At 62.4% G+C, this 15,624-nt stretch carries 13 protein-coding genes; 7 read left to right on the top strand and 6 right to left on the bottom strand.

Annotation, left to right across the window (positions count from 1 at the left end):
• Nucleotides 1-166: 166 nt before the first annotated feature.
• From J2W49_RS14845 to J2W49_RS14865, 5 genes are read left to right on the top strand one after another with little or no spacing between them, the layout of a single operon-like run.
• Complete coding sequence (locus tag J2W49_RS14845; protein WP_310318329.1) at nucleotides 167-1,303, top strand: sugar ABC transporter permease; 1,137 nt, start codon at nucleotides 167-169, stop codon at nucleotides 1,301-1,303.
• Nucleotides 1,300-2,079 carry an ATP-binding cassette domain-containing protein gene (locus J2W49_RS14850; RefSeq protein ID WP_310317587.1) on the top strand — a complete coding sequence of 260 codons (780 nt, stop codon included), beginning with the start codon at nucleotides 1,300-1,302 and terminating at the stop codon, nucleotides 2,077-2,079. Before J2W49_RS14845 ends, J2W49_RS14850 begins: the two co-directional genes overlap by 4 nt.
• A gap of 19 nt (nucleotides 2,080-2,098) precedes the next feature.
• A complete protein-coding gene (locus tag J2W49_RS14855) occupies nucleotides 2,099-3,286 on the top strand; it encodes an ROK family protein (RefSeq protein WP_310317590.1) in 1,188 nt (395 codons plus the stop codon).
• Nucleotides 3,287-3,325: 39 nt separating this feature from the next.
• Nucleotides 3,326-4,642 (top strand): xylose isomerase, encoded by a 1,317-nt coding sequence (gene xylA, locus J2W49_RS14860; RefSeq protein WP_310317593.1) that lies wholly within the window; start codon nucleotides 3,326-3,328, stop codon nucleotides 4,640-4,642.
• Between the two features lie 28 nt (nucleotides 4,643-4,670).
• On the top strand, nucleotides 4,671-5,678 hold the full coding sequence (locus J2W49_RS14865) for a Gfo/Idh/MocA family protein (protein ID WP_310317595.1): 1,008 nt from the start codon (nucleotides 4,671-4,673) through the stop codon (nucleotides 5,676-5,678).
• A 37-nt stretch (nucleotides 5,679-5,715) separates the two neighbouring features.
• Here J2W49_RS14865 and J2W49_RS14870 read toward each other — a convergent pair whose 3' ends face one another.
• From J2W49_RS14870 to metK, 6 genes are all read right to left on the bottom strand, one after another.
• Nucleotides 5,716-7,356, bottom strand: a complete 1,641-nt coding sequence (locus J2W49_RS14870) for a C13 family peptidase (RefSeq protein WP_310317597.1) — start codon at nucleotides 7,354-7,356, stop codon at nucleotides 5,716-5,718.
• 104 nt (nucleotides 7,357-7,460) lie between these two features.
• Nucleotides 7,461-9,110 carry a chaperonin GroEL gene (gene groL / locus J2W49_RS14875; protein ID WP_310317602.1) on the bottom strand — a complete coding sequence of 550 codons (1,650 nt, stop codon included), beginning with the start codon at nucleotides 9,108-9,110 and terminating at the stop codon, nucleotides 7,461-7,463.
• A gap of 51 nt (nucleotides 9,111-9,161) precedes the next feature.
• Nucleotides 9,162-9,452: a co-chaperone GroES gene (locus J2W49_RS14880; protein WP_068174446.1), complete on the bottom strand. Its 291-nt coding sequence runs from the start codon at nucleotides 9,450-9,452 to the stop codon at nucleotides 9,162-9,164.
• A 328-nt stretch (nucleotides 9,453-9,780) separates the two neighbouring features.
• Complete coding sequence (locus J2W49_RS14885) at nucleotides 9,781-9,993, bottom strand: hypothetical protein (RefSeq protein WP_310317616.1); 213 nt, start codon at nucleotides 9,991-9,993, stop codon at nucleotides 9,781-9,783.
• Nucleotides 9,994-10,065: 72 nt separating this feature from the next.
• Nucleotides 10,066-12,135: a PAS domain-containing sensor histidine kinase gene (locus J2W49_RS14890; RefSeq protein ID WP_310317619.1), complete on the bottom strand. Its 2,070-nt coding sequence runs from the start codon at nucleotides 12,133-12,135 to the stop codon at nucleotides 10,066-10,068.
• Between the two features lie 273 nt (nucleotides 12,136-12,408).
• A complete protein-coding gene (metK, locus tag J2W49_RS14895; RefSeq protein ID WP_310317623.1) occupies nucleotides 12,409-13,590 on the bottom strand; it encodes a methionine adenosyltransferase in 1,182 nt (393 codons plus the stop codon).
• A 172-nt stretch (nucleotides 13,591-13,762) separates the two neighbouring features.
• Here metK and J2W49_RS14900 point away from each other — a divergent pair, with 172 nt between their 5' ends.
• Complete coding sequence (locus tag J2W49_RS14900; RefSeq protein ID WP_310317624.1) at nucleotides 13,763-14,644, top strand: lysophospholipid acyltransferase family protein; 882 nt, start codon at nucleotides 13,763-13,765, stop codon at nucleotides 14,642-14,644.
• Between the two features lie 30 nt (nucleotides 14,645-14,674).
• The gene (locus J2W49_RS14905; protein WP_310317627.1) at nucleotides 14,675-15,589 is read left to right on the top strand and encodes an LpxL/LpxP family acyltransferase; all 915 of its coding nucleotides are present in this window, start codon (nucleotides 14,675-14,677) and stop codon (nucleotides 15,587-15,589) included.
• The last annotated feature ends 35 nt before the right edge of the window (nucleotides 15,590-15,624 follow it).

Genomic DNA, 15,624 nt, shown 5'->3' on the forward strand with positions numbered 1-15,624 from the left:
TGCACGCCCCGCGTGCCTCCTGTGACGCGGTAGAAACTGAAAAAAATGCCCCTGAACGGCGAGCTGGTTGGTGTCGGCCCGTGGTTTTCTTTGTGTCCTGCGGAGAACGCATGTGAATCCGTTTTTGATTTCGCTCAAGCAGGCAGCCATCGACTGGCGCCTGGTGATGATGGGCGCGGTGCTGGTGGCCATTGCGCTGGTGTTCAACGTGCTGTCCGACGGGCTGTTCCTGTCGCCCGAGAATCTTTACAACATCGCCCAGCAGACGGCAGTGGTGGGCATTGTGGCCACCGTGGTGGTGCTGGTGATCGTGGCCCGTCACATCGACCTGTCGGTGGGTTCGGTGATGGGTTTCGTGGGGGTGCTGATCGCCACCCTGATGTACACCGGCGGCTGGCACTGGGTGCCGGCCTCGCTGGCGGGCCTGGCGGTGGCGATCGCGGTGTCGATGTACCAGGGCGCGCTCACTGCCATGCTGGGCGTGCCCTCGTTTGTGGTCACGCTGGGTGGTTTGATGTCGTTTCGCGGCGCCGCCTTTCTGGTGGCCGACGGCAAGACACAACCCGTGAACGACGCGCTTTTCCAGCGTCTGGGCGGCGGTTATGACGGCTCCATCGGCGTGGGCCCCAGCTGGATGCTCGCTGGCGTGATCGTGCTGGTGCTGATGTGGATCACCTGGGCCAGGCGGCGGGCCAGAACCGCCTATGAGGTGCCCAACAACCCGCTGTGGCTGGACGCACTCATCGTGCTGGTGCCGGTCGTCATCGTGCTGGGTTTCGTGGCGGCCATGAACACTTACCAGATCCCCAGCAAGGACACGCCACAGGGCATTCCCATTCCGGTGTTGATCTGGGGCGCAGTGGCCGTGGTGTTGTCGTTCATTGTGCGCCGCACCCGCTTTGGTCGCTACATCTTTGCCATGGGGGGCAACCCCGAAGCTGCGGCACTGGTGGGCATTCCGGTGCGCCGGGTCACCTTGATGCTTTTCGCGCTGCTGGGGGTGCTGATCACCATCGCCGCCATCGTGTCGATCGCCCGGCTGAACGCCGGCACCAACTCGCTGGGCACGGGCATGGAACTGTTCGTGATTGCCGCGGCCGTGATCGGCGGTACCGCGCTCGCGGGGGGTAGTGGATCGATCCTGGGCTCGGTGCTGGGCGCGCTCATCATGCAGAGCATCGACAGTGGCATGCTGCTGCTCGACGTGTCCATTGGTGTGCGCTACGTGGTCATAGGCCAGGTGCTGATCGCCGCGGTGGTGTTCGACGTGCTCTACCGTCGCGCCACGGGAGATGCAGCATGAGCGTTGTGACAAACGCACCTGCGTTGGTGGAGATGCGTCAGATCGGCAAGGCTTTTGGTGGCGTGCAGGCGGTGGACGATGTGAGCATCAAGCTCTACCCGGGCGAGGTGGTGGCCCTGCTGGGTCACAACGGGGCAGGCAAGTCGACTCTCATGAAGATGCTGGCCGGCGCCTATCCGATCGACACGGGTGAAGTGCTGATCAATGGCGAGAAGGCCCACATCCGCACACCGGTGGACGCGCAGCGTTGCGGTATCGAGTCGATCTATCAGACCCTGGCGCTGGCCGACAACCTCGACGCAGTGGCCAACCTGTTTCTGGGCCGTGAACTGCTGACGCGCTGGAACACGCTGGACGACCACCGCATGGACGCAGACGCGCGCAAGGTGTTCCACCGCCTGAACAAGAACTTCAAGAACGTGCGCACACCGGTGCGCAGGCTTTCAGGCGGGCAACGCCAGGTGGTGGCCATCTCGCGCGCCATCTACTTCAACGCGCGCATTCTGATCATGGACGAGCCCACCGCAGCGCTCGGGCCAGAGGAAACGGCGATGGTGGGCAACCTGGTGCGTCAGCTCAAGGCCGAAGGCGTGGGCATCTTCCTGATCACCCACGACATGCCCGATGTGTTTGCCCTGAGCGACCGCCTGGCCGTGATGAAGAACGGCAAGCTGGTGGGCAGTTACCGCACCACCGATGTCACCGAGGACGAGGTCCTGGGCATGATCATCGCGGGCAAACAACCCGAAGGTAAAACGCAGACGCACAGCCTGTGAGTCCTGCCGCTTCCAGAACATGAAAACCACCGGCGATCAACAACTTGTCAAACGCATCAACCGCAGCGTGCTACTGCGCCTGCTGCGCCGCCAGAGCGGACTTTCCCGAGCCCAACTGGCGCAGGAGAGCGGGCTCACCAAGTCCACGGTGAGCTTGCTGGTGCGCGAGCTGATCGATGAGGGCTGGATGACCGAGGGCGACGTCGCCGCTGCCCAAGGGCTTGGGCGGCCGTCCACCCCGCTGCGGCTTGACGGCAGCCGCCGCGGCATGATCGGCGTGGAAGTGGCCGTGGAAGCGCTGCGGGTGGTGGGCGTGTCGCTCACCGGCGAGGTGCTGTGCGCGCAGGAGGAACCGCTGGCCGGCAACGCGCCCGAAACGGTGTGCCGCCAGGCCGCCGGACTGGTGGCACAAGCATGGGAACAGCTCACCCGGCAGGGCGTGCAGCTCCTGGGTGTGGGGGTGGGCCTGCCCGGTGCCTTTGACGAAGCCAGCGGCATGCTGCGCTTCGCGCCCAACCTGGGATGGCGCAACGTGGACTTTGTGCCCCTGATCACACAGGCGCTGGGCCAGGCGGGTGTGCCACCGGTGGCCGTTCATGTGCAGAACGAAGCCGACACAGCGGCCTTGAGCGAGTACGAATTTTCCGAGGGCGACGCCCAGGACTCGCTGATCTTCGTGACCTGTGGTGCTGGCGTGGGTGCCGGCATTGTGCTCAACGACCGTCTGTTCACTGGCGCGCAGGGCATGGCCGGTGAAATCGGCCACAGCATCCTGCAAATCGACGGGTTGCCGTGTTCCTGCGGCCGGCGGGGCTGTGCCGAAACCTTCTTTGGTGCCCGTGCCTTGAGCCGGCTGGCCGACCCGACACAGGGCGGACAGGCCCTGGGCGTCGTGCTGCAGAACCTCTGGACCACCTTCAATCCGAGCGCACTGGTGGTGGGAGGTCCGTCGTGCGAACGCCATCCCGGCATCTTGCAGGTGGCGCAGGCCACCTTGCAGGCCTACGCCAGCAGTGCCGGTGTGCCCGCACCCCTGGTGCGCGGCGCACGCTATGGACTCCTGGCCTCCGCCGTGGGCGCGGCCGCGCTGGTGTTGCACCACGAACTGCGACCCATGCATGCGCGCGCCACCCCTGGCCAATCGCGGGCCATCGAAGTGCCCGCAGCACCCGACATTCCAGAAACCGATTCCAGCCTCATCGCTTGAGCCCACCACACATCCCGTCCTCTTCCGTCGAGAAACCTCATGAGCGCCTACTTCACTGAAATTCCCCCCATCGCCTATGAAGGCAACCGGTCCACCAACCCGCTGGCCTTCAAGTGGTACGACAAAGACCGCCTGGTGCTGGGCAAGCGCATGGAAGAGCACCTGCGCTTTGCCGTGTGCTACTGGCACAGCTTCTGCTGGAACGGCTTCGACCCGTTCGGCTACGACGGCACCTTCGAGCGCCCCTGGCAGAAGATGGCCGACCCCATGGCTGCAGCCAGGGCCAAGGCCGACGCGGCCTTTGAGTTCTTCGCCAGACTGGGTGCGCCTTATTACTGCTTTCATGACCGCGACGTGGCCCCGGAAGGCACCACCCCGCGTGAGAGCGTGAACCATCTGCACGAGATGGTGGATGTTCTGGCCGCCAAACAGCAGGCCACCGGCATGAAGCTGCTGTGGGGCACGGCCAACTTGTTCAGCCACCGCCGCTTCATGTCGGGCGCGGCCACGAATCCCGATCCTGAAATCTTTGCCCTGGCGGCCTTGCAAGTGAAGGAAGCGATGGACGCCACGCTCAAGCTGGGCGGCGAGAACTACGTGCTGTGGGGTGGCCGCGAGGGGTACGAAACCCTGCTCAACACACGCATGGGCCAGGAGCTCGACCAGATGGGCCGCTTCCTGAACATGGTCGTCGACTACAAACACAAGATCGGCTTCAAGGGCACCATCCTCATCGAACCCAAGCCGCGCGAACCCACCAAGCACCAGTACGACTTCGACACTGCCACGGTCTACGGCTTCCTGTGCCGCTATGGCCTGGACAAGGAGATCAAGGTCAACATCGAGGCGAACCACGCCACACTCTCGGGCCACAGCTTCGAGCACGAAATCGCCACCGCGCTGGATCTGGGCATCTTCGGCTCCATCGACATGAACCGCGGCGACATGCAGTGCGGCTGGGACACCGACCAGTTTCCCAACAACATCCCCGAGACCGCGCTGGCTCTCTATCTGATCCTCAAAGGTGGTGGCTTCACCACCGGCGGACTCAACTTCGACGCCAAGGTGCGCCGCCAGTCCATCGACCCCGAAGACCTGTTCCACGGCCACATTGGTGGCATGGACGTGTCGGCCCGCGCGCTGCTGATTGCTGAAAAAATGTTGCTGGACGATCAGCTCGATCAGATGGTGGACCAGCGCTATGCAGGCTGGGCCACGCCCTTTGGTCAGGACATCCTCAGCGGGAAAATGGGGCTGGACGCCGTGGCCGCCCACGTGGTGGCGCGCAATACCGACACACGGCCAGTCTCAGGTCGGCAGGAGCGCCTGGAGAACCTGGTCAACAACTACATTTGAGTGCCAAGAACACATTCAGGAGGATGGCATGAAGCCTGTGGTCTGGGGGGTGCTGAGCACTTCCAAAATCGGTCGCGAACACGTGATTCCGGCGATGCTGTCCAGCCCGCTCGTCGAGCTGCGCGCCATCGCTTCACGCTCACTGCCATCGGCGCAGGCTGCCGCGGAGGCGGCAGGCATACCGCAGGCCTACGGAAGCTATGAAGAGCTGCTGGCCGACCCCGACATTGAAGCGGTCTACAACCCGCTGCCCAACCACCTGCATGTGCCACTGACATTGCAGGCCGCCGCCGCCGGCAAGCATGTGTTGTGCGAAAAACCGTTCGCCCTCAGCGCTGCCGAAGCCCGGAGTGCCACAGAGGCGGCGTCCAAGGTGCTCATCGAAGAAGCGTTCATGGTGCGCCATCACCCGCAATGGCTGCGCGCCCGCGAACTGGTGCAGGCCGGTCGCATCGGCACGCCGCGCGCCGTGCAGGTGTTCTTTTCCTACTTCAACGAAGACGCAGCCAACATCCGCAACCAGCCCAGCATCGGTGGCGGCGCGCTGTACGACATTGGCTGCTACGCGGTGCTGGCCGGTCGCTTCCTGTTTGAAGCCGAGCCACTGCGTGCGGTTTCGCTGGTGGACCGTGACCCCGTGCTGGGGACCGACCGACTGACGAGCGCACTCCTGGATTTTGGTGGTGGCAGGCACGTGAGCTTCATGGTGTCGACGCAAAGCGTGCCGTTCCAGCGTGTGCAGGTGGTCGGTGCCACCGGCAGGATCGAATTGTTCGTGCCTTTCAATGCGGCTCGGGACACTCAGATGAAGCTGGCGCTGGATGAAGACGGGCAGCGCGACGGCAGTGGCATCACGGTGGAAACCCTGCCTGTTGCCGACCAGTACCGCCTGCAGGTGGAAACCTTCTCGCGCCGTGTGCGCGGGGACGCAGGACCAGACAAAACCAACGGTCTGGCTGACGCCGTGGCCCAGGCTCGCGTGATCGATGCGCTCTGGCAATCCGAGCGAAGCGGGCGTTGGGAATCCATTGCATGAGCCCAGGCTCGGCGCATCGAATGCGTTGTGGCTGTGATCACGGCGGGCGAGACGCGGCCCAACTTGCCCAGTGGCGCTTGAATTCGGCTCCCACCCGTATTTGCGGATTGGAGAAGCCGTCGGTCTTTCTGGCATCGATCTCCCGCTGCCGGATGCGTGGAACAGCTTGTGCAAACGCCTCCTCCAGCGAGTAGGTTTTGCGAAGCTCTTCGTCAAAAACGGCCCTGCCGAAAAAGGTGAGTTCTGACCGGTTCCCGCAACCGTACGAGGTGTTGTCCGGATCGGCCGCCGTCATGATCAGGGTGTGCTCATTGCTCAAAGGCTGTACCCATCCGCCAGAGTAGCAAGCAGAAACCGCGATCGCACGGTACCGAATGCCTGCCTCGTCCAGCCATTGACGCACCTCGGCGGCCGTCAGGTCGTTCACCTCCAGCGGCCAGTGTGATGAAGCGAGCCGGTGGTCCGCGCCGCCATGGGAGGTGAAATAAATCAGCAGGACATCGCGGTCTCGGCGCATTCTCTTCCCCATCGCCTGGATCGCAAGCCTCAGGTTGCGGGGAGTCGCCCAAGGCGTGGTCGCGGTCGCGACAGGATGGTTCAAGAGCTTCACCACGCGCCCATTGGCGTCCATCCGTTCACTCAGGACATCGCTCACGAGCGCACTCTCGCGCAGGAACACGTCCTGGGCATAGGGGGCATACACGAGGCCGTAGACCTGTATCGGGGCCGCGCTCTCTCCTTCGATCTGTTCCAGCGTCTGCGCCAGCAAGGCCTCTTGTGCCGCAAACACTTCCTGACTCAGTGTCAGGGTGGCGCGCTCTGGTTCCTGGCTGTAGTCTTTCTCCCAGGCGGAACTTCGCAGCCAGAGGCCTGCGGTCGCCTGCCAGGACACCACACCCAACAGAATCGCGGCCATCAGCCCACGGCGGGCCTGCAGGTGCTCGGTGATGCGCCAGACGTAAAGCGCGATCCATCCGATGACGATCCCGAAACTGATCCAGCCCATCTCCGAGGTCATGAGCCCGACCGGCAGGTGCTCGTGCGCCCAAAGTGCGTTCCAGCTGCCAGACAGCAGCGTCACCGGTAAAGTGGCCAGCACAAACAGGAGCAGCCAGGCGGCGGTGGGGGCTTCGTGCCGGGTGTGGCGAGGCGACCAGTTCATGCCGAGCCAGACCAGCAACAGCGTGAGCGGCCAGGAAATCCAGCCATAGATCCAGCCAGAAAAGGAGAAAACCGCCGGGCCAGGCATCCCGGCGCGCTGAACCAGCAGCGTGGTGAGGACGAGCACCAGCAACCCGGCCAGCAAGGTCAGCGGCCCGACGGTTTCGGGCAAGGCTTCGACCCGCCGCCCGGTGGCGGCGCGCCAAGCTTGCCGGACCCAGCCGATCCAGGCGGCGGCAGGGCGTGGAGTGGCGGAGACAGGTCCGGCGTTCACCGCATGCTCCGGCACAGCTTCGGGGTCGGCCTCGGTAGAAATTTCTTTTGGCAAGCTCTCTGGCACGGCGATCTTCCTTCCTCTGGAACGGCCGTCAAGCCTACCAGCGTCGGACGCATGCGTTGCGTCGATGGTGATGTGATGGGCGCCACACATGCAAAGAGCACAAAACGAAAAAACCCTGCGAGTCGCCTCGCGGGGTTTTTCTTGGGGGATTCTCTTTGTCAGCCTGCAGCAATGCATTCCGACGCAGCATGAGGGTGCAGGGCAAGGCGCGGACGCGCTGACAGTGGCATCGCCACGGCAAGCGGCTGCAACCCCGCCATGCGCCCTCAGGCAAGGAGAGCTTACATGCCCATGCCGCCCATGTCGCCCATACCCATGCCACCGCCGCCCATGCCGCCGGCAGGTGCTTCGTCCTTTGGAGACTCGGCCACCATGGCTTCGGTGGTCAGCATCAGGCTGGACACGGAAGCAGCGTTCTGCAGGGCAGTGCGGGTCACTTTCGTTGGATCCAGAATGCCCATTTCGATCATGTCGCCGTAGGTGTCGTTGGCAGCGTTGAAGCCGTAGTTGCCCTTGCCAGCCAGGATGGCATTGACCACCACGGAAGGCTCGCCACCGGCGTTGGCCACGATTTCACGCAAGGGCGCTTCGATGGCTTTCAGCACGAGCTTGATACCGGCGTCCTGGTCAGCGTTGTCACCCTTGATGGTGCCAGCGGCCTGACGGGCGCGCAGCAGTGCCACGCCACCACCGGCCACAATGCCTTCTTCCACTGCAGCACGGGTGGCATGCAGGGCATCTTCCACGCGGGCCTTCTTTTCCTTCATCTCGACTTCGGTGGCGGCACCCACCTTGATCACGGCCACACCGCCGGCCAGCTTGGCCACGCGCTCTTGCAGCTTTTCGCGGTCGTAGTCGCTGGTGGCTTCTTCGATCTGCACACGCACTTGCTTCACGCGGGCTTCGATGTCCTCGGCAGCACCGGCGCCATCGATGATGGTGGTGTTTTCCTTGCCCACTTCGATGCGCTTGGCGGAACCCAGGTCGGCCAGGGTCACTTTTTCCAGCGTCATGCCGACTTCTTCAGCAATCACTTTGCCGCCGGTCAGGATGGCGATGTCTTCCAGCATGGCCTTGCGACGGTCGCCGAAGCCAGGAGCCTTCACAGCCACGACCTTCAGGATGCCGCGGATGGTGTTGACCACCAGGGTTGCCAGGGCCTCGCCTTCGACGTCTTCGGCAATGATCAGCAGCGGACGACCGGCCTTGGCGACCTGCTCCAGCGTGGGCAGCAGGTCACGGATGTTGGACACCTTCTTGTCGTACAGCAGCACGAAAGGGTTGTCCAGCAGGGCGGATTGCTTCTCAGGGTTGTTGATGAAGTAGGGCGACAGGTAACCACGGTCGAACTGCATGCCCTCGACCACGTCGAGTTCGTTCTGCAGGCTCTTGCCGTCTTCCACGGTGATCACGCCTTCTTTGCCCACTTTGTCCATGGCGCTGGCGATGATGTCGCCGATGCTGGAGTCGCTGTTGGCAGAGATGGAGCCGACCTGAGCAATTTCCTTGCTGGTCGTGGTGGCCTTGGAGGCCTTCTTCAGCTCGGCGATCAGGGCTTCCACAGCCTTGTCGATGCCGCGCTTCAGGTCCATCGGGTTCATGCCGGCGGCCACGTACTTCATGCCTTCGCGCACGATGGCCTGGGCCAGCACGGTGGCGGTGGTGGTGCCGTCACCAGCGTTGTCGGAGGTCTTGGAAGCGACCTCCTTGACCATCTGGGCGCCCATGTTCTGGAGCTTGTCCTTCAGTTCAATTTCCTTGGCCACGGACACACCGTCCTTGGTCACGGTGGGGGCGCCGAACGAGCGCTCGAGCACCACGTTGCGACCCTTGGGGCCCAGGGTGACCTTGACCGCGTTGGCCAGGATGTTCACGCCTTCGACCATGCGTGCGCGGGCTTCGCCGCCGAAAATGACGTCTTTTGCTGCCATGTTGATATCTCCAGAATTCAGTTAAAAGGAATGAAAAAGCGAAGGATCAGATCACTTCTCGACGACTGCGAACAGGTCGTCTTCTTTCATCACCAGCAGTTCGTTGCCATCGACCTTGACGGTCTGGCCGCTGTACTTGCCGAACAGAACGCGGTCACCGACCTTGACGTTCATGGCAGACAGTTCGCCTTTGTCGTTTTTCTTGCCGGGACCAACGGCCAGGATTTCACCCTGGTCTGGCTTTTCGGCGGCTGCGTCGGGGATGACGATGCCGGAAGCGGTCTTGGTTTCGCTGTCAATACGCTTGACGATCACGCGATCGGCGAGAGGACGAAGGTTCATTGCATCTCCTGAGTTTGGACGGATAGGGTTTTCAGACTGGCGGACCTCGCGGGGCGAAGTCTGCTGATCGACTTGGAGGATGTTGTTAGCACTCAACTCCAGCGAGTGCTAATGATAAGGGCGGAAACACCGGTTTTCAATACCCGGTGGCGCTTTTCTTGTGTGCAAGTGCTGCTGCTGCGGAACGCCACTCATGTTTCCACTATGGGCCACTCAACATTCAACTTTGATGGACCAAAACCGTTCATCGGGCGAAGTTTTCATAATATGGAATCTTGGTGCCTCGGATGTAGAGCACCCGAAGCGGACCGAATGTGGCGCCCTGCGCTCACCGCAACGGGTCGCGTTTGATGGTCGGGTGGTAGTGCCCAACGATGCAAGACGACTCCAGCGGCACCCGAACGCTGAAGCCAGACCCACGCCACTTGTCAGGCGCATAGATAGGACCATCCAGCAGTTCCAGGAAAATCGACTCAAGCGCAATGCCAGCGAACTCCGCCACCGTGCCGGGATGAAGGTGTTCCAGCGGAACGTCGCACACAAAAAGTGTAGGAGCGAAGCGCCCTTTCAGGACGCGCGACCGGCCTGTCACGCATCCCCCGCTACGGGTTGGTCAGTTCAGCATCGCAAACGCCGAATCGGGCAGCAGTGCTTCATTCTCCGGCTCAGGCAGTGGCAGTGTGAAATAGAACGTGCAACCCTGGCCCAGGCTGGTCTCTGCCCAGATTTTTCCTCCATGGCGCTCGAAGATGCGCTGTGCCAGGGCCAGTCCGGTGCCAGTACCGTCGAAATCCATGGAGTGGTGTTGCCGCTGGAACATCACGAACAGGTTGTGCGCCTTTTCGAGGTCAAAACCAACGCCGTTGTCCCGCACGTAGAAGGTCTGGTCACCCAGCGGGCTGGATTGGCAGCCGACCTTGATTTTTGCCACTTCGCGCGTTCGGGTGTATTTCACCGAATTGCTCAGCAGGTTGCCGCAGGCCTGGGCCAGCAGCATGGCGTCGCCTTTCACCATGGGAAGGCTCTCGTCGATCATCCACTCAATGTTGCGATCCGGATTCTCCTGCTGCAGGTGGCTGATCACGCCGGTGAGCAGCGGACCCAGGGGCACATGTTGCATCTCCAGCGCAACCCGACCCAAACGAGCGTATTCCAGCAGGCCTTCAATCATGAGGCTCATGCGCTTGCTGGCCTTGGCGATCGAGTTCATGTATTGCAGGGTGAGCACATCAGCAGAGTCGCCCAATTGCTCCTGCAGCAGGCTGACAAAGCTGGAGATATGTCGCAGCGGCGCGCGCAAATCGTGGGAGACCATGTGCGAAAACACATCCAGATCCTTGTTGGCGGCCACCAACTGTTGCGTGCGCTCGGCTACGCGCTTTTCAAGCTCGCTGTTGAGGTCGTTCATGACGTCCTCCAGGCTCTTGGCCGCCGTCATGTCGCGGGTGATGCTGGAGAGGCCTTGCAGTTCGCCTTCTTCATTGCGCAGTGCGGTCAGCACGGTGTGGGCCCAGAAGCGCGAACCGTCTTCACGCAACCGCCAGCCTCGCGTTTCCCACTGACCGTGTGCCTTGGCCAGGCGCAGTACCTGGTCGGGGTCGACCTCGTCCTCTCCCGTGCTGTCGCTTGCCAGCAGTTTGGTGTAGGGCTGTCCAATGATCTGCGCGCGCCCATGGCCGTGCAGTCGTTGGGCGCTTTCGGACCACTCTGTGACGATGCCTTCGTCATCCACGAAATACACGCAATAGTCCTGGATGGCGTCCACCATCAGACGGTAGCGCTGCTCGCTCTGGAACAGCTCGGCGCTGCGCTCACGCACCCGCTCCTCAAGATCGCGATTGGCCTCCAGAACAAACTCTTCTGTCCGTCGGCGTTCGCTCACATCGTGCAGTTCGATGAAGATGCCTTCCACCACGCCGTTCTGGAAGTCAGGTATGTAGTTGATTTGATAGAAGTTGCGAGAGCCGTCAGAACTTTCCCGCTCGGCCTCAAAGGATTGAGATTCACCGCTGAGAGCACTTGCTACGCGGGGCAGGATCTCTGGCAACAGTTCCGGGCGCACCACCTGGCTCAGGTGCGACCCCACCATTTCTGACGCCAGCTTCCCATAGCGAGTGGCGTGGGCCGAATTGGCGAATCGGCAGATCAGGTCCTTGTCGTAATAGGCGAGCCTGGCGGGAATGCGGTCCGTGATGGTTTGCAGGAAACCGCCGTGAGCGGCCAGCCGATCTTCGGCTGCGCGGCGGTCGCTGATGTCGACGACGGTGGTATTGCTGTGAAGGAAGTTTCCCTGGGCATCAAATACCGACGTGGAAGACAGCAGGGCGTGAAAGTGGCTACCGTTCTTGCGGGTGAGCTCCAGCTCCATGGGCTCGGTGCTGCCTTGCTGGCGCAACTGCTCCAGTCGGTTGGTGGCCATCTGGCGCCAGAACGGATCAATCAGGTCAACCACGCTCATCTTGCCGATCAGCTCTTCCCGGCTGTAACCAAGCCAGTCGAGCAGGGTCTGGTTGACCTGGACAAACCGCAAATCTGCATCAAGCGAGAGAAAGCCGCACGGCGCCTGTTCGTACAACGCTTCGGCCCTTGCCAGACGGGCCTTCAATGATTCGATCTCGTCGCCTTGCTCGGCACCGCTACTCTGGGCGGTGCGCTCGGCGGCATCGGTGCGTTCGATTGTCATGGTTCAGTGCTCCGGGTCATGGCATTTCATCAAGGCAATATTGACCTGTGAGTGCATATCGGTCGCTGCGCTGAAAAATTCAACGCTGGAGCTGGCAAAGGGTATCGAAAGATCGCGCGTGAGTCAAAAAAAGCCCAGGGACTGAATCTCTGGGCCTTGATCGGCATTGGGTGGCGCAATGCGCATCGCGAATGCGTGGCTGCCAGACACGGCTGGCGGTGCGACGCGACTGAGCAGGGCAGGGGCCGATGTACCCCTTCCATGCCCTGAGGTCTACCGACCGGCAGCCGCCTTCAATGCCGCTGCCTTGTCGGTCCGTTCCCAGGTGAATTCGGGTTCTTCGCGACCGAAGTGACCGTAGGCTGCGGTCTTGGTGTAGATCGGGCGAAGCAGATCCAGCATCTGGATGATGCCTTTGGGGCGCAGGTCGAAGTGCTCGTTGACCAGAGCGGCGATCTGTTCATCGGGGATCACACCCGTGCCTTCGGTGTACACCGTCACGTTCATGGGTCGTGCCACGCCAATCGCGTAGGCCACCTGGATCTGGCATTGTCGCGCCAGACCGGCGGCCACGATGTTCTTGGCCACATAGCGAGCGGCGTAGGCTGCGGAGCGGTCTACCTTGCTGGGGTCTTTGCCTGAGAAGGCGCCACCGCCGTGCGGGCAGGCGCCGCCGTAGGTGTCCACGATGATCTTGCGGCCGGTCAGGCCACAGTCGCCCTGTGGGCCACCAATGACGAAGCGACCGGTGGGGTTGATCAGGTACTTGGTGTCCTGCAGCCATTCCTTGGGCAGCACCGGTTTGATGATCTCTTCAATGATGGCTTCGTTGAACGATGCCTTCATCTTGGTGGCCGTTTCGCTCTGGTCGGGGCTGTGCTGGGTGGAGAGCACCACGGTGTCGATGCTGTGCGGTTTGCCGTCCACGTAGCGCATGGTGACTTGGCTCTTGGCGTCGGGCCGCAGGAAAGGCAGGCGACCGTCTTTGCGCAACTGGGCCTGGCGTTCCACCAGGCGATGCGCGTAGTAGATGGGCGCGGGCATCAGTTCGGGCGTTTCGTCACAGGCGTAGCCGAACATCAGGCCCTGGTCGCCGGCGCCGGTGTTCAGGTGGTCGTCGGACGCATGATCCACGCCCTGGGCGATGTCGTTGCTTTGCTTGTCGTAGGCGACCAGCACCGCGCAGCCCTTGTAGTCGATGCCGTATTCGGTGTTGTCGTAGCCGATGCGCTTCAAGGTGTCGCGCGCCACCTGGATGTAGTCGACGTGGGCGTTCGTGGTGATCTCACCCGCCAGCACCACAAGGCCGGTGTTGCACAGCGTTTCGGCTGCCACGCGGCTGCGCGGGTCCTGGGTGAAGATCGCGTCGAGGATCGCGTCGGAAATCTGGTCGGACACCTTGTCGGGGTGGCCTTCAGAGACGGATTCAGAGGTGAAAAGGAAGTCGTTCGCCATGTATAAACTCCAAGTTGGTTGATCGGCGTTGCCGGTCTGTCAGAGTTCGGCGAACGCTTTAGCGGAATTTGTGAATCGCCCCGCAATTAGTTCAATAACTCGGCGATGGGCGGATTCTAGAGCAAGTGCCAGAAACTGCCTTGTGCCACATTGCCCACTTCTTGAGTGAATCTTGGAATTCTTCGTCCGGTCCCTTTTTCGTGTGCTGAGCTGGTTTCCTTTGCCCGTGCTGCATGGTCTGGGCTGGGTGTTGGGCTGGCTGAGTTTTCTCACATCCGCCCGTTACCGCCGCAGGCTGTTTGCCCATGCCCGCCAGGCGGGTTTTTCCCGGTCGGTGGCGTTGGCCTCGGTGGGCGAATCTGGCAAGCTGGTGGCGGAGCTGCCGCGGCTCTGGCTGGGGCGGCCGGTTCGGGTCGGATGGGAAGGGGCTGCGCACGTCGAGGCGGCGCAGGCGCATGGGGCAGGAGTGCTGTTTCTCACGCCCCACTTGGGTTGCTTCGAGATCACAGCGCAGGCCTACGCCCAGCGCTTCGGTGTGCGGCAGCCCGTGACAGTTCTCTTCAGGCCCGCCAGAAAACCCTGGATGCGCGATTTGGTCGCCAACGCCCGTGCTCGCCCGAACCTGGTCGCTGCACCGACCACATTGGGCGGGGTCAAGCAGTTGATCAAGGCGATGAAGGCCGGGCACGCCGTGGGTTTGTTGCCCGACCAGGTGCCCCCTGCAGGGCAGGGCGTGTGGGCGCCGTTTTTCGGGCGAGACGCCTACACGATGACGCTCTCTGCCAGACTGGCCCACACGGCTGGCGCGCAGGTGTTGTTGATCTGGGGTGAACGGTTGAGTTGGGGGCGGGGCTATCTTGTGCGTGTTCGTCCGTTTCGTCTGCCCACGGGCGAGACCCTTGCAGCAGAGCCTGAAAAGGCGGCGCACCAGATCAATCTGGCCATGGAGGCCCTGGTGAGAGAATGCCCGGCGCAGTACCTGTGGTCATACGACCGTTACAAGGTGCCCGCTGGGCAGGCGCCTGCTGACAACAAGCCAGCCTCGGAAGCTTGATTTCCGTTTTGCTTCCCGAACGGTTCCACAATGAGTCTTGAGCAAAATTCGCCCGCTTCGAGTGGGTTGGCGCGGTTAGGCAACCGCCTGGGGCTGGCCTTCATGCGCCTGCTGTCCGTGTTGCCCTTGTCCTGGGTGCGCGCGATCGGCTGGCTCCTGGGCACGCTGCTGCACGTGGTCGTGCTGCGTCGCCGCCGCATCGCCCGCATCAACTGGTCCCTGTGTTTTCCGGACCAGACGGAAGCGGAGCGCAACCGCGCCATCCGGCGGCACTTCGTCGTGTTTGCCCAAGCCTGGCTGGATCGCGGCTGGCTGTGGGAAGGCACGCCCGCCGTGGTGCGCAAGCGGCTGAAGCTCTGCGGCGATTTGCAGGCCCTGGAGGGGAACGCACCCACGGTATTGTTTGCGCCCCATTTCGTGGGCATGGACGCAGGCTGGACGGCGCTGACCGCGCACCTCGAGCGCCGTTTTTGCGGAATTTATGCAGAGCAGCTCAACGTGGATGTGGACCGCTGGATGGCACAAGGCAGGCAGCGGTTCGGGGAGCCACACATCGTGGCCAGGCGGCAGGGGCTCAAACCCTTGATCGCGGCGCTGCGTGCGGGAGAGCCGCTCTATCTTTTGCCCGACATGGATCACGGCGCACGAGACTCCGTTTTTGTGCCGTTCTTCGGTGTGCAGACAGCGACGCTGGGGTCGCTCTCCCGGTTTGCACGCCTGTCAGGTGCCTCGGTGGTTCCCGTGGTCAGTCGCATGACCCAGGAGGGCTACGAAGTGACCGTTCACCCCGCATGGCAAGACTTTCCAACCAAGGATGTTCAGGCCGACACCGCGGTCATGAACCAGAAGCTGGAAGCCATGATCGGGGAAATGCCGGAGCAGTATTACTGGGTCCACAAACGGTTCAAGACCCGGCCGCCGGGTGAGCCTTCGCCCTACGCCTGAGGCCTTCAGAGGGCCAGACGGAGGGTAATTCGACT

Source organism: Hydrogenophaga palleronii, from assembly GCF_031457455.1.
Classification (GTDB): Bacteria; Pseudomonadota; Gammaproteobacteria; order Burkholderiales; family Burkholderiaceae_C; genus Hydrogenophaga; species Hydrogenophaga palleronii_A.

Coding starts and splice junctions, on each gene's coding strand:
- J2W49_RS14880 (WP_068174446.1), bottom strand. CDS start 9,452: ATGAACCTTCGTCCTCTCGCCGATCGCGTGATCGTCAAGCGTATTGAC.
- J2W49_RS14855 (WP_310317590.1), top strand. CDS start 2,099: ATGAAAACCACCGGCGATCAACAACTTGTCAAACGCATCAACCGCAGC.
- J2W49_RS14870 (WP_310317597.1), bottom strand. CDS start 7,356: ATGCATTGCTGCAGGCTGACAAAGAGAATCCCCCAAGAAAAACCCCGC.
- metK (WP_310317623.1), bottom strand. CDS start 13,590: ATGGCGAACGACTTCCTTTTCACCTCTGAATCCGTCTCTGAAGGCCAC.
- xylA (WP_310317593.1), top strand. CDS start 3,326: ATGAGCGCCTACTTCACTGAAATTCCCCCCATCGCCTATGAAGGCAAC.
- J2W49_RS14845 (WP_310318329.1), top strand. CDS start 167: ATGATGGGCGCGGTGCTGGTGGCCATTGCGCTGGTGTTCAACGTGCTG.
- groL (WP_310317602.1), bottom strand. CDS start 9,110: ATGGCAGCAAAAGACGTCATTTTCGGCGGCGAAGCCCGCGCACGCATG.
- J2W49_RS14865 (WP_310317595.1), top strand. CDS start 4,671: ATGAAGCCTGTGGTCTGGGGGGTGCTGAGCACTTCCAAAATCGGTCGC.
- J2W49_RS14850 (WP_310317587.1), top strand. CDS start 1,300: ATGAGCGTTGTGACAAACGCACCTGCGTTGGTGGAGATGCGTCAGATC.
- J2W49_RS14905 (WP_310317627.1), top strand. CDS start 14,675: ATGAGTCTTGAGCAAAATTCGCCCGCTTCGAGTGGGTTGGCGCGGTTA.
- J2W49_RS14890 (WP_310317619.1), bottom strand. CDS start 12,135: ATGACAATCGAACGCACCGATGCCGCCGAGCGCACCGCCCAGAGTAGC.